Consider the following 14,172-nt stretch of genomic DNA (forward strand, 5'->3'; position numbering starts at 1 on the left):
AGACAAGTTCAGCGTGACGGAAGGGAAAAACCGTGCCGAAACCCGAATCCCCACAGATTATAACGAACAAGTTCGCAGGCCTCGCTGCCCCTCCCGCTTGCGGGAGGGAAGATTGGGTGAATGCCGCCGGACTCAGGCGACCGTTTCGTTTCCGTCGCCGGCCGGCAGGGTGATCAGCAGGCTCGCGCCCCGCCGGCCGTCCTCGCGGTCGCGCGCGGCGATGGTGCCGCTGTGACCCTCGATGATCGTGCGCGCGATGGCGAGACCCAGCCCGCTGTGGCGACCGAAGGCCTCGCCGTCGGGGCGCTCGCTGTGGAAGCGGCGGAAGATCGCCTCGCGCTGCGCCGGATCGATGCCGGGACCGTCGTCGTCGACGCGCACATGCACCTCGTCGCCCAGCCGCGTCGCGGCGATGCAGACGAGGCCGTCCGGCGGCGAGAAGCTGATCGCATTGTCGATGACATTGTCGATCGCGCGTTCGATCCGGTGTCCGTCGCCCATCACCATCGTCGTGCCGCGGCGTGGGCGCGCGAAGGCGATGCGCGGCCCGTTCGCCTTCTGTCCGTCCGCCCCCTGCTCGGCGCGCGCGGCGCGGCCCGCGAGCATCGATTCGATCATCAGCCCGATGTCGATCGGCTCGAAATGGGTGCGCGAAAGCTGCGCGTCGATGCGGCTCGCGTCGCTGATGTCGGTGACGAGCCGGTCGAGTCGGCGCACATCCTCGTCGGCGATGGCGAGCAGCTGCGCGCGCTGTTCGTCGGTCCGGACGCGGCCCAGCCCCTCGATCGCCGAGCGGACCGAGGCGATCGGATTCTTGAGTTCGTGCGTCACGTCGGCGGCGAAATGCTCGCCCGCGTCGATGCGTTCGCGCAGCGCCTGCGTCATGTCGCTCAGCGCGCGGGCAAGGGTGCCGATCTCGTCGCGGCGGCTCGGCAGGCGCGGGACGACGACCTCGCGCGCGCGGCCGAGGCGGACGCGCACCGCCGCGCGCGCCAGCCTGCGCAGCGGGCGGACGATCGTGCGCGCCAGGAACAGCGACAGCAGCACCGATGCGACCAGCACCATCGCCATCACCACCGCGAGGCGAAAGCGTTCGGCGCGCACGGTGCGCGTGATGTCGCGCGCGTTGAGCGTCATCAGCATCACCTCGGGCGTTTCGAGGTCGACGACGCGCGTCGCGCTGAGCAGCGGCGTGCGTTCGGGCGCATAGCGGAACCGCGTCGCTTCCACCCCGCTGCGCAGCGCTTCCACCACCTCGGGCCACGCAGCGGCGCGATCGTCCAGCGGCTCCTCGAAATCGGGATAGGTCGGCGCGCCGACGATCCAGTCGATGCCGCGGTCCATCGCGCGCGCGGCGTCGCGTTTCCACGGCTGCAGTTCGGGGTCGCGCAGCGTATAGGTCGGCGGGGCATGCGCGAAGCTGTCGTCGACCTTGCGCCCCGCGGCATCGTAGAAGCGCAGCCGCGATTCGGTCGCACGGGTGAATTCGCCGATCAGTCGCTGGCGCTGGTCGGGGCGCGCCGCCTCGAGCGCGCTGTCGAGCATCGCGAGCTGGTCCTCCATCACCGCGATGCGCGTGTCGACCAGCCGGGTGCGATAGGTGTCGAGATAGAAGAAGCCGCCGGCGAGCAGCGCGACCGCCAGGATGTTGACCGCCAGAATGCGCGTCGTCAGCGACCAGCGCGCCGACCAGACGAGCGGGGCCTCCTCCTGCTCGGCGGCGGATGCCTCCTCCGACCTGCGCATCGCCCTAAGCATCGTCGGAGAAGCGGTAACCCGCGCCATAGAGGGTTTCGATCGCGTCGAATTCGGAATCGACCTCGCGGAACTTGCGGCGCAGGCGCTTGATGTGGCTGTCGATCGTGCGGTCGTCGATATAGACGTCGTCCTGATAGGCCGCGTCCATCAGCTGGTTGCGGCTGCGGACGATCCCGGGGCGGCTGGCGAGCGTTTCCAGGATCAGGAATTCGGTGACGGTCAGCGTCACGTCGCGCCCGTCCCAGCTCACCTTGTGACGCGCCGGGTCCATCGTCAGCCGCCCGCGCGAAATGGGTTCGGCGACCGGCTCGTCGTCGGCGCCGGCGCTGCTCCGGTTCAGTTCGACGCGGCGCAGGATCGCGCGGATGCGCGCGATCACCAGCCGCTGCGAAAAGGGCTTGGCGATATAATCGTCGGCGCCCATCGCCAGACCGAGCGCCTCGTCGATCTCGTCGTCCTTGCTGGTCAGGAAGATGACCGGAAGCTGGCTTTTCTCGCGCAGCCGGCGCAGCAGTTCGAGCCCGTCCATGCGCGGCATCTTGACGTCGAAGACGGCGAGGTCGGGAGGATTGTCGATCAGCGGCTTCAGCGCCGCCTCGCCGTCCGAATAGACGCGTGTCGCAAAGCCTTCGGCCTGGAGCGCGATCGAAAGGGATTGCAGGATGTTGCGGTCGTCGTCGACCAGCGCGATGGTTGCCGTCATGCTCTTTCCAATGGCTGGGCGCCCCGCAGGCGAACTAGCCGATCCGGCGGCCATCGACAACCGCGCACGGCCCGGCCGCGATTCACCCTTTAATCTTTTGACCTGCCCCGTCATCCTCGCTAACGCGACTGGATATCTACGGAATCGGCGTCACGTCGGCACCCATGACGCATGCGGGCCAGCCCTTCTGCTCGGCAGGCCGCGCATCGCGAAGCAAGCGGGCCGCAGCGCCAGGGAAAGGCGAAGACAGATGACCAGGATTGCGATCGGCGATGCGACCGTCGAAACGAAAGCGGACGTCGCCGACAATTGGGGCACGGCCCGGCTCGTCGAGGATGCCGTCCGCCATGGCGAAGGCCTGCTGGCCAAGGACGGCCCGCTCGTCGTCGCCACCGGCAAGCACACCGGGCGCAGCGCCAAGGACAAGTTCATCGTCCAGGACGACGAAACCCGCGACACCATCTGGTGGGGCAAGACCAACGTCGCGATGACGCCCGATCATTTCGCGGCGCTGAAGGCCGATTTCCTCGCGCATCTCGCCGCGTCCGACCGCCTCTATCGCCAGCAGCTGTTCGGCGGCTCGCAGCCCGAATATCGCGTCGGCGTGCAGGTGCTCACCGAATATGCGTGGCACAGCCAGTTCATCCGCACCTTGCTTTGCCGCCCGACCGCCGACGAGCTGGCGGCGTTCCAGACCGACTATACCGTCATCGACCTGCCCAGCTTCCGCGCCGACCCGGCGAAGCACGGGACGCGGAGCGAGACGGTGGTCGCGGTCAATTTCGCGGAGAAGCTCGTACTGATCGGCGGCACCGCCTACGCTGGCGAGATGAAGAAGTCGGTGTTCGGCATCCTCAACTATCTGCTCCCCGCGCAGGGCGTGATGCCGATGCACTGTTCGGCGAACATCGGCCCCGACGGCGACACCGCGGTCTTCTTCGGCCTGTCGGGTACCGGCAAGACGACGCTGTCGGCCGATGCGTCGCGCACGCTGATCGGCGATGACGAGCATGGCTGGTCCGACACCGCGGTCTTCAATTTCGAGGGCGGCTGCTATGCCAAGATGATCCGCCTGTCCGAAGAGGCCGAACCCGAAATCTATGCGACGACGCGGCGCTTCGGCACCGTGCTCGAAAATGTCGTGATCGACCCCGAAACGCGCGCGCTCGACCTTGACGACAACAGCCTCGCGGAAAACACCCGCGGCGCCTATCCGATCGACTTCATCCCGAACGCGTCGGACGCGAACATGGGGCCGGTGCCGAAGACGGTGATCTTCCTCACCGCCGATGCCTTCGGCGTGCTGCCGCCGATCGCGCGGCTGACCCCCGACCAGGCGATGTATCATTTCCTGTCGGGCTACACCGCCAAGGTCGCCGGCACGGAGATCGGCGTGACCGAGCCCGAGGCGACCTTCTCGACCTGCTTCGGCGCGCCCTTCATGCCGCGCCACCCGAGCGTCTACGGCAATCTGCTCAAGGACCGCATCGCGAAGGGCGGCGTCAGATGCTGGCTCGTCAACACCGGCTGGACCGGCGGCATGGCGACGATGGACGGCATCAAGCGCATGCCGATCAAGGCGACGCGCGCTCTGCTCAACGCCGCGCTCGACGGCAGCCTGAACGACGCCGAATTCCGCCGGGACCCGAACTTCGGTTTCGACTATCCGGTCGCGGTGGCGGGCGTCGACAGCGCGATCCTCGACCCGCGCGAAGCCTGGGCCGACAAGGCTGCCTATGACCGCACGGCGCAGTTGCTGGTCCAGCAGTTCATCGACAATTTCGCGCAGTTCGCGGACCATGTCGACGAAGGCGTCCGCCGGGCCGCCCCGCAGGCCGCCGTCGCCGCCTGACGCCGGATCAGAAGGGAAGCCATCCGTGGCTTCCCGCCACGGCCCCCAGGATCGTCGCCATCGCGAGCACCAGCAGCACCACGTGCACGCGGTGCAGCGCGGTGAAGGCGCGCTGCGGGTCGCGCCGCGCCCATGCCGGGAAATAGCGGTGCAGCACGAACGGTTCGCCGACGAACAGCAGCAGCGCGAACAGCGACCAGACGATCACCATCGCGTGCATCCACCAGAAGCGGGCCTCGGCGAAGCGGTCCCACAGGTCGAGGCGCTCGATCATGTAGAAGCCGGTGAGCCCGACCAGCAGCACCGCCGCGCGCGCCTGCCATACGAAGCGGCCCTCGAAGGCGTGGAACGCCGCGACGCGGTCTTCGCCGAACGTGCCGCGCCGCACCGCGGGCAGCGCGACGGTGGTCGCCATCGACACGCCGCCGATCCAGACGACGACGCCCAGGACATGGAGCGCGCGGGCGAGCGCGAGATCGTCGATGCCGGTCATCGCGCCACCTGCGCCGCCGCCGCGGGCGACAGCGCCCCGTCCCGCACCAGCACGACCTGAAGCAGCACGTCGCCGTCGCGGGCCGCGGCCCAATGCTCGCCGCCCTCCGCGGGGATGACGATCACGCTGCCCGGGCCGAAGCGGCGCTCGGCTGCCTTGTCGAGACTGGCCCCGTCGCCCCAGGACAGCGTGCCCGACAGCACCGTCAGCAGGCGCACCGGACCCGTCGCGCCGTGCGGCGGCAGGAGCTTCCCCTTGTCGATCCGCAGCAGGAAGCTGAGCGGCCGGCCGTCGGCGTCGGTCGCGAGCACCGCCTGCTGCGCGGCGCCGTGAACGACGGCATAGGTCAATCGGTCGAGATCGAGTCGCGTCGATTGCGCCGACGCGGACCCCGGTATCGCGAGCGACGCGGCGGCGGCGAGAAGCGGAAGGCGGCGGAGCATTGGCGGATCCTTTCCGGTGTCGAACGATCGGCCGGCGCCATGCGTCGGCGCAGAGCATATGATTGCTGTTGCGAATGGATTGCATATAAGCGGTGTCGGCGGCGTCGGCTTTGTGCCAGCGCAAATCGCGGGCGCATCGGGCCGGCCGCTGCGGTGACGTGATGCGTGAGAGAGTAAGGCAGGGGATGGACATGGAGCCCGCAGTGTCGCTCGACCGGATCGGCGCGCTCGAGCTGTTCGCCTCGCTGCCGGCCGAGGCGCTCGAGCCGGTCCGCGCCGCGATGCGCACGGCGCGGGTGGAGAAGGACGCGGTCATCTTCCGGCAGGGCGACCCGGTGTCGCGCGCCTATGCGCTGGCGTCGGGCAGCGTCCGCATCGTGCAGGGCGGCGCCGACGGCGGACAGGCGATCGTCCGCTTCATCGCGCCCGGCGAGATGTTCGGCACGGTGCCGCTGTTCACCGATCACCGCTTCCCCGCCGATGCCGTCGCCGTCGAGCCATCGACGGTGCTGACATGGTCCGAACCGCAACTCCTCGATCTGATGACCCGCTATCCGGCGATCGCGATCAACCTGATCCGGGCGCTCGGCGAACGCATGGCGCAGCTTCAGGAACGCGTCCGCGAACTGACCACCTGGCGCGCCGAACAGCGCATCGCCCAGGCCGTCCTGCGGCTCGCCGCCCAGTCGGGGCGCGACGGGTCGCGCGGCACGACGATCGAGATACCGCTGCGCCGCAAGGACCTTGCCGAATTCGCGGGGACCACGCTGCATACCGCCAGCCGGACCGTCGCGGCCTGGGAAAAGGCGGGGCTTCTGGAAAGCCGCGGCCAGCGCCTGACCATCCACGACCTCGAAGCGATCCGCCGCTTGGCCGAGGGCGACGAGGATTAAGGCGTCCCGTCCAGACGACGCCGCGCTCCGGCGCCCGTTCCGGCTCGATCCCGCAAACCGCCGGACAGTTTGATCCAGCGCAAACCCATTGCCCCGAACTCTGCTATCGTCTCTCATAGTCGAATGCGCGTCCGGCGGTCCGGGTCGCGCGGATGGAGGATGGGCGATGCTCTGTCCCGAATGTGGTGAAGTAACCGGCCCCGGGCCGCTCGATGCCCGGCGCGGCGCACGCGAAGGCGCGCGCGGGGCAGGAGCGGTGCGGCGCTGGTGCGTCGCGGCGCTGCGGGGCGTCGGACGCGGCCTCTGCCTTGCGCGGCGCGGCGATTCGCCGTCCGCGGGGGAGGCCTGACATGGCGCTCCATCATTGCCGATCGGGCGAAGTGGCGCGCCTGGGCACGCTCGACGATCCGGCGACACGGACCGCGGCGCTCGCCAGGAATGCATCGTTCGAGGCGGTCCATCTGGTCGTGCGGGCCGGCGAGTCGATCGCCCCGCATCAGGTCGCCGGGTCGATGACGCTTTACTGCATCGCGGGGCATGTGCGCTTCGAGGGCGGCTCGCCGGCCGAACTGCGTACCGGCGACTGGCTGTTCCTCGAACCCGGCGCGCGGCACGCGGTCGAGGCGGTGGCGGACAGCTCGCTGCTGCTGACGATCCTGTTCGACGAATCCGACAAACCCCAGGCGCCCGACGGGGCCGCCTGACGCACATGCTTTTCATATAGACGGGGGCTCTCGTGGGCGAATATCGCAAGCTTTGGTGGACGTTGATCGCGGTCCTGACGGTGACGTTCGCGATCCTGGGGATCTCCGGGGTAGAGGTCTATCGCAAGGCACCGCCGATTCCCGAACGGGTGACGACCGCCTCGGGCGAGGTGCTGATGACCCGCGACGACATCATGGCGGGGCAGGCCGCGTGGCAGAGCACCGGCGGAATGCAGCTCGGCTCGATCTGGGGGCATGGCGCCTATCAGGCGCCCGACTGGTCGGCCGACTGGTTGCACCGCGAACTGACCGCGTGGCTGAGCCTCGCGGCGCAGGAAAGCTATGGCAAGGCGTTCGACGCGCTCGACATCGCGCAGAAGGCGGCGCTGACCCATCGGCTGAAGGAGGAATATCGCCGCAACACGCTCGATCCGGCGACGGGCGTCGTCACCGTGTCGGACCTGCGCGCCCGCGCGATCGACCAGACCGCCGACCATTATGACCGGCTGTACGGAAACGACCCGGCGCTGCGCGAGATGCGCGACAATTACGCGATGAAGGAAGCGACGCTGCCCGACGCGGCGAAGCGCGCGGCGCTGACCGACTTCTTCTTCTGGACCGCCTGGGCCGCATCGACCGAGCGGCCGGGGACGGTCGCCACCTATACCAACAACTGGCCGCCCGAACCGCTGATCGGCAACCAGCCGACGCCGGAGAATATCCTCTGGTCGCTCGCCTGCGTCGTGATCCTGATCGCGGGCGTGGGCGCGCTGATCTGGGGCTGGGCCTTCCTGCGCCGCCACGACGACACGCCGCTCGTCGCCGCGGACAAAGACCCGCTGACGCTCGCGGCGCTTACCCCGTCGCAGCGCGCGCTCGGCAAATATCTATTCGTGGTGCTGGCGCTGTTCATCTTCCAGGTGTTCATCGGCGGCTTCACCGCGCACTACACGATCGAGGGGCAGAGCTTCTACGGCGTGGATGTGTCGCAGTGGTTCCCCTATGCGCTGACCCGGACCTGGCACGTGCAAAGCGCGGTGCTGTGGATCGCGACGGCCTTCCTCGCCGCCGGGCTGTTCCTCGCGCCGGTCATCCACGGCAGCGATCCCAAATATCAGAAGCTGGGGGTCGACCTGCTGTTCTGGGCGCTGATCCTCGTCGTCGTCGGGTCGTTCGTCGGCAATTACCTGTCGATCGCCCAGACGATGCCCGACGGGCTCGGTTTCTGGCTCGGGCATCAGGGCTATGAATTCCTCGACCTCGGCCGCGTCTGGCAACTCGCGCTGTTCGCGGGCCTGCTCTTCTGGCTGGTGCTGATGCTGCGCTGCATGCTGCCGGCGCTGCGCCGCCACGAAGGCGACAAGAGCCTGCTCGCGCTGCTCACCGTTTCGACGATCGCGATCGGCCTCTTCTATGGGACCGGCCTCTTCTATGGCGAGCGTACCCACATCACGATCATGGAATATTGGCGCTGGTGGGTCGTCCACCTGTGGGTGGAGGGCATTTTCGAGGTGTTCGCCACCGCCGCCATCGCTTTCATCTTCGCGTCGATGGGACTGGTGTCGAAACGGATCGCGACCGCCGCCAGCCTCGCCTCCGCCTCGCTGTTCATGGTCGGCGGCGTGCCGGGCACCTTCCACCACCTCTATTTCTCGGGAACGACGACTCCCGTCATGGCGGTCGGCGCGGCGTTCAGCGCGCTCGAGGTCGTGCCGCTGATCGTGCTCGGTTACGAGGCGTGGGAGCATTGGAGCCTGCGCGACCGCGCGCCGTGGATGCGCGCGCTGCGCTGGCCGCTGATGTGCTTCGTCGCGGTCGCCTTCTGGAACATGCTCGGCGCCGGGGTGTTCGGCTTCATGATCAACACGCCGGTCGCGCTCTTCTATCTCCAGGGGCTCAACACCACCGCGGTTCACGCCCATGCGGCGCTGTTCGGGGTCTACGGCTTCCTCGCCCTCGGCTTCACGCTGCTGGTGCTGCGCTACATCCGGCCGGAAATCGCGTTCAACGAGCGGCTGATGCGCGTCGGTTTCTGGGGGCTCAACGCAGGGCTGGTGCTGATGATCTTCACCAGCCTGCTTCCGGTCGGCCTGTTCCAGTTCGAGGCGAGCGTGACCACCGGCATGTGGTATGCGCGCAGCGATGAATTCCTGCAGCAGGGCTTCCTCGAAACGCTGCGCTGGATCCGCACCTTCGGCGACGTGGTGTTCATCGTCGGCGCGATCGCCGTCGCGTGGCAGGTCGTGATCCTCGGTCTGGCGCGCCGGGGCGCGCGGGCATGACGATCGCGGCGGCCACCGGCGGAGCGCGGAGCGGCGCCGGCTCGCCGCTCTGGCTGCGCGGCGCCTACCGCCTGTTCTTCGGGGCGGGCGCACTGTGGGCGGTCGTCGTCGTCACCCTGTGGGTCGGCGCGCTGGGCGGCCGCTGGGTCTTGCCCACCGCGATGGAACCGCTCGCCTGGCATCAGCATGAAATGCTGTTCGGCTATCTGAGCGCGATCATCGCCGGTTTCCTCAGCGCCGCCATCCCCAACTGGACCGGGAGGCCGACGGTGACCGGATGGCGCGTCGCCGCGGTCGTCGGCCTGTGGCTCGCGGCGCGGCTCGCGATCCTCTTTTCCGCGACGGTGCCGCCGCTGGTCGGCGTCGCGCTCGACGTCGGCTTCCTGGCCGTTCTGCTCGCCTATGCGACGCGCGAGATCGTCGCGTCGGGCAACCGCAACAAGCCGATCCTGCTCATCCTGCTCCTGTTCACTGCCGCCTCCGCGCTCGACCATGCCGGGGCGATGGGGATGCTCGCCGATCCGGCGCTGGGGATGCGGACCGGCTTCGCGCTGATCCTGCTGCTGATCTCGATCATCGGCGGCCGGATCACCCCGGCCTTTACCCGCAACTGGCTGATGCGGCAGGGCCGGACCGATCGGTTGCCGACAATGGCCAATCGCTTCGACACGGCGGTGATCGGGGCAACGGCGCTTGCGCTCGCGCTGTGGACCACCCGACCCGACAGCATCGTTTCCGCAGCCCTTCTGCTGGTCGCAGGAGCCCTTCAGGCCGCCCGGCTCACCCGCTGGGCCGGCCTGAAGGCGCGGGACGACGCGCTGGTCTTCGTCCTCCACCTGTCCTACGCGTGGCTGCCGCTCGGGCTGGTGCTGCTCGGCTGCGCGATCATCCACCCGTTCATCCCGGTATCCAGCGCGATCCACGCGCTCGGCGCCGGCGCGATGGCGGCGATGACGCTGGCGGTGATGACGCGCGCGACGCGCGGCCACACCGGCCGGCCGCTGGAGGCCGACCGGCTCACCGTCGGCATCTATATTCTCGTTCATCTGGGGGCGCTGCTGCGCGTGGCGGCGCCGTTGCTGCCGATCGATTACATGCTCGCGATCCGCATCGCGGGCGGGTTGTGGAGCGCGGCCTTCCTGCTGTTCGTCCTCGCCTATGTGCCGATGGCGGTGCGCCCGCCCCCGGCCGCCCGGCGCTGATCCGACGGTCCGCGCCGCCCTTTCATAACCTGGATCAGGAAATCGGACGATCGGGCGCGTCCGCGGCTGGCGGCGCGCAACCTGTCGACCGGCCGGGCGTTGCCATGACGGGACCGCCGTCCGACGAATGCGGAAGGACGGCGGCCCATTGTTGCTTGCGGGGAGAGACGGTTTCAATCGGGGGAACGGACGGAAGGCCTGCCATGAAATATGATGCCGAGGACAGCTTCTTCGCTCGCTTGCTCGACGACGATCACGCCATCGCCGAAACGCCTGCCTCGTGGACGCATCCCCGCACCCGCCGCATCGCGCTGATCGGCTGTTTCCGGCCGCGGCGTTGCGGGATCGCGACCTATACCGCCGACGTTCACGATCATCTGCGGCGCGAACATCCCGAAATCGGCATCGACGTCTATGCGATGCGCGCCGATCCCGAACAGCCGGACGATGCCGACGTCGTGGCGGCGATCGACGCCGACGACCCCGAATCCTATGCCGCCGCCGCCGCCGCCATCAACCGCAGCGGCGCCGACGCCGTCTGGCTGCAGCATGAATTCGGCATTTTCGGCGGCCGGGCGGGCGCGATGGTGCTCGAACTGGTCGAGCGGCTCGCGGCGCCCCTCGTCGTCACGCTGCATACGGTGCTCGCCGCGCCCGATGCCGATCAGCGCCGGGTGATGGACGCGCTCGTCGCAAGGGGCTCGCGGCTGATGGTGATGAGCGAGCACGGCCGCCAGACGCTGATCGACGTCTATGGCGCGCCGCCCGGCAAGGTCGCGCTGATCGAACATGGCACGCCGGTGCGCCCCTTCGCCGCGCGGTCGCCGCTGCGCGAGCGGCTCGGCATCGGCGATCGCCCGATCCTTTCGACCTTCGGGCTGCTTGGGCCGGGCAAGGGGCTCGAAACCGCGATCCGCGCGCTGCCGGCCATCGCCGAACGGCACCCCGACATCCTCTATCGCATCGTCGGCGCGACCCATCCCAACCTGATCGCCGCCGAGGGCGAGGCCTATCGCGAAAGCCTCGAACATCTCGCCGCGACGCTGGGCGTCGGCGACCATATCGCCTGGGACAACCGCTTCCTCGATGCCGAGGACCTGCTCGACCAGATCGAGCTTTGCGACATCTATCTCGCCCCCTATCCCAATCTTGCGCAGGTCACGTCGGGGACGCTTTCCTATGCGGTGGCGCTGGGCCGCGCGGTGGTGTCGACGCCCTTCATCCACGCGCGCGAACTGCTGGCGAACGACGTCGGCGTGCTCGTCGCGCAGGGCGACAGTCGCGCGATCGCCGACGCCGTCCTCGCGCTGCTCGCCTCGCCCGAAGAGCGGCACGCGCTCCAGATGCGGGCCTATGAGCGCGGCCGCCGCACCGCCTGGCCGCAGATCGTCCGCCAGAGCGCCGCGCTGCTCGACCAGGTGATCGCCGCGCCGCCGCGCCTGCTTTCGACGCCGCGGACGGCCCCGTCGCTGTCGGGCGTGTGGTCGATGTGCGACGACGTCGGCATCCTCCAGCACGGCCGCGGCCCGGTCGCCGACCGCGATCACGGCTATTGCATCGACGACAATGCGCGCGCGCTGATGCTCGCCGACCGCGTGCGCTTCGACACGGTGCAGGCCTATGAGGCGCGGGCCTTCCGCTTCGCCTCCTTCATCCAGCATGGCTGGAACCCGGAGCTGCGGGCCTTCCGCAACTTCATGGGATACGACCGGCGCTGGCTGGAGGATCGCGGGTCGGCGGACAGCAACGGCCGCGCGATCTGGGCGCTCGGCCATTGCGCCGCGCATTCGCCCTCGAACGACCTTGCGCGCTGGGCGCGCGAATGGTTCGACCGCGCCGCGCAGAGTGCGGCCAGCGTCGAAAGCCCGCGCGCGGTCGCTTTCGCGATGCTCGGCGCCGACGAACTGCTCGCGCGCTTCCCCTCCGATGCGTTGGCGGGGGAGATACTGGGGTGCGGCGCCGCCTTCCTCGAGCAATTGCGGTCCCGCTGGGGCACCGAGGGATGGAACTGGTTCGAACCGACGCTGACCTATGACAACGCCCGCCTGTGCGAGGCGCTGCTGCGCGCCGGGCGCACGCTCGGCGTCGCGGCGTGGCAGCAGGCGGGGCTGGCCACGCTGGCGTGGCTCTGCGACCGGCAGACGGCGACCGCCGGCCATTTCCGCCCGGTCGGCTCCGACGGCTTCGGCCGCCTCTACCAGGCGCTGCCCTTCGATCAGCAGCCGCTCGAAGCCTGGGCGTCGATCGAAGCCTGCGGCGCGGCGCTGGCGATCAGCCGCGACGCGCGCTGGCGCCGCCATGCCGACGCCGCGTGGCGCTGGTTCTTCGGCGCCAACGACCGCGGCGAAGCGCTGGCGAGCATCGAGACGGGCCGCTGCTGCGACGGAATGACCCCGCGCGGCGTCAACACGAATGCCGGGGCCGAATCGACGCTGGCTTTTCACCTTGCCTACCATGCGATGGACGCCCTAGTCTGGCCGGGGGGTGCCAGGAAGGACGCCGGCTTCGCGCATGCTGATATGCAGACCTGATCAATCGCCGCTACATATCCTCGATGAAAAGCTGAACGCGGACCCTTCGCGGGTCGTGCTTCGGCCCTTTCACCTCGCCTGGCAGGCAAGCGTGTCCGAACCCTCGCGCGCCGCGCAGCTCGTCAGCGACATATTGACGCTCGACGACGATCAGGCGGAGGCCGAGCTGGATATCGTCTGGCAGGATTTTTCGGAACGCCACTGGCAGATCGGGCGCATCTTCGACCAGCGTTTTGCCGAGATCGCGGAGGACGTGCGGCTGGCCCGGGCGTCGGTGTCGCCGGTCAAGCAGCGGCTGATCGGCGCCTATTTCTGCCACGAATACAGCTATGCCGCCGCGGCGCTGATGAACCCCAGCGTCGTGCCCCATCCCGACCAGAGCGGGCTGAGCGGCGGCCAGCAGCGCTTCCTGATGTCGCTGCGCGCGGTGGGCGAGGGGCATATCAGCTCGATTGCCTTTCGCGAGGGCATGATCGGGCCGGGCGGCGATTTCCGGCTGTGGCCGCAATCGGGGCCGGCGATGGCCGCGGTGGTCGACGACCGTCACCGGATGGAGGCGGACGAGGCGGTGACCGTGCACCGTCAGCCCGACAGCGCCATATCGAACAGCGTGCTGTTTCCCGTGACCGAGGCGCAGCGGAACGGGCTGGAGGATCTGCGCCTCGTTTCCTTCACCCACGACGACGGCCGGCGCGAATATATCGGCACCTATACCGCCTATTCGGGTCGGGCGATCCGGTCGGAAATGCTGCGCACGACCGATTTCGCGAGCTTCTGCCTCGAACCCTTCACCGGCCGCGCTGCGCGCAACAAGGGCATGGCGCTCTTCCCGCGCAAGATCGGCGGCCGCTACCTGATGGTCGGGCGGCAGGACGGCAAGAATGTCACCCTGCTGTCGTCCGACAGCCTGACGCACTGGGACGACGAGGGCGAACTGCTGCTCAGCCCCGAATTCCCGTGGGAATTCGTCCAGATGGGCAATTGCGGCAGCCCGATCGAATGCGACGAAGGGTGGCTCCTGCTGACCCACGGCGTCGGCGCGATGCGCAAATACAGCCTGGGCGCCGCGCTGCTCGACCGCGACGATCCGTCGCGCGTGATCGGCCGTACCGCCTGTCCGATCCTGACCGCGGCGGAAAGCGACCGTGAAGGCTATGTCCCGAACGTCGTCTACACCTGCGGCGCGATGCGCGTCGGCGACGAACTGTTCATCCCCTACGGGATCTCGGACAGCGCCATCGGCTTCGCCACCGCCTCGCTCGACGATCTGCTCGACCTGCTGCTTTAGACTCTGATGCCATCGAATGGGAT

The 14,172-nt window shown here is 68.8% G+C and carries 11 protein-coding genes; 7 read left to right on the forward strand and 4 right to left on the reverse strand.

Annotated elements, in window-relative coordinates:
* Positions 1-132: 132 nt before the first annotated feature.
* Positions 133-1,746, reverse strand: a complete 1,614-nt coding sequence (locus tag SGR02S_RS16315) for a sensor histidine kinase (protein WP_067112302.1) — start codon at positions 1,744-1,746, stop codon at positions 133-135.
* 4 nt (positions 1,747-1,750) lie between these two features.
* Positions 1,751-2,461, reverse strand: coding sequence for a response regulator transcription factor (locus SGR02S_RS16320; RefSeq protein ID WP_067112304.1), 711 nt, complete (start codon positions 2,459-2,461; stop codon positions 1,751-1,753).
* Positions 2,462-2,711: 250 nt separating this feature from the next.
* Here SGR02S_RS16320 and SGR02S_RS16325 point away from each other — a divergent pair, with 250 nt between their 5' ends.
* Complete coding sequence (locus tag SGR02S_RS16325; protein ID WP_067112307.1) at positions 2,712-4,313, forward strand: phosphoenolpyruvate carboxykinase; 1,602 nt, start codon at positions 2,712-2,714, stop codon at positions 4,311-4,313.
* Between the two features lie 7 nt (positions 4,314-4,320).
* Here the strand turns inward: SGR02S_RS16325 and SGR02S_RS16330 are convergent, their stop codons facing one another.
* Both SGR02S_RS16330 and SGR02S_RS16335 read right to left on the reverse strand, forming a co-directional pair.
* Positions 4,321-4,806 carry a hypothetical protein gene (locus SGR02S_RS16330; protein WP_311880154.1) on the reverse strand — a complete coding sequence of 162 codons (486 nt, stop codon included), beginning with the start codon at positions 4,804-4,806 and terminating at the stop codon, positions 4,321-4,323.
* Positions 4,803-5,249 (reverse strand): cupin domain-containing protein, encoded by a 447-nt coding sequence (locus SGR02S_RS16335; RefSeq protein WP_067112310.1) that lies wholly within the window; start codon positions 5,247-5,249, stop codon positions 4,803-4,805. The genes SGR02S_RS16330 and SGR02S_RS16335 overlap by 4 nt, the downstream gene beginning before the upstream one ends.
* 191 nt (positions 5,250-5,440) lie before the next feature.
* Here SGR02S_RS16335 and SGR02S_RS16340 point away from each other — a divergent pair, with 191 nt between their 5' ends.
* From SGR02S_RS16340 to SGR02S_RS16365, 6 genes are all read left to right on the forward strand, one after another.
* Positions 5,441-6,142, forward strand: a complete 702-nt coding sequence (locus tag SGR02S_RS16340) for a Crp/Fnr family transcriptional regulator (RefSeq protein WP_237233572.1) — start codon at positions 5,441-5,443, stop codon at positions 6,140-6,142.
* A gap of 350 nt (positions 6,143-6,492) precedes the next feature.
* Positions 6,493-6,846 carry a cupin domain-containing protein gene (locus SGR02S_RS16345; RefSeq protein WP_067112315.1) on the forward strand — a complete coding sequence of 118 codons (354 nt, stop codon included), beginning with the start codon at positions 6,493-6,495 and terminating at the stop codon, positions 6,844-6,846.
* A 32-nt stretch (positions 6,847-6,878) separates the two neighbouring features.
* A complete protein-coding gene (locus SGR02S_RS16350; protein WP_067112318.1) occupies positions 6,879-9,128 on the forward strand; it encodes a nitric-oxide reductase large subunit in 2,250 nt (749 codons plus the stop codon).
* Positions 9,125-10,330 (forward strand): NnrS family protein, encoded by a 1,206-nt coding sequence (locus SGR02S_RS16355; RefSeq protein WP_067112320.1) that lies wholly within the window; start codon positions 9,125-9,127, stop codon positions 10,328-10,330. The genes SGR02S_RS16350 and SGR02S_RS16355 overlap by 4 nt, the downstream gene beginning before the upstream one ends.
* 203 nt (positions 10,331-10,533) lie before the next feature.
* A complete protein-coding gene (locus tag SGR02S_RS16360) occupies positions 10,534-12,861 on the forward strand; it encodes a glycosyltransferase family 4 protein (protein ID WP_082797200.1) in 2,328 nt (775 codons plus the stop codon).
* Positions 12,862-12,952: 91 nt separating this feature from the next.
* Entirely contained in the window at positions 12,953-14,149 is a 1,197-nt protein-coding gene (locus SGR02S_RS16365; RefSeq protein ID WP_420854251.1) for a glycoside hydrolase family 130 protein, read from the forward strand.
* Positions 14,150-14,172 lie beyond the last annotated feature (23 nt).

Origin of the sequence: Sphingopyxis granuli NBRC 100800 (assembly GCF_001591045.1) — a bacterium.
GTDB classification, from domain to species: domain Bacteria; phylum Pseudomonadota; class Alphaproteobacteria; order Sphingomonadales; family Sphingomonadaceae; genus Sphingopyxis; species Sphingopyxis granuli.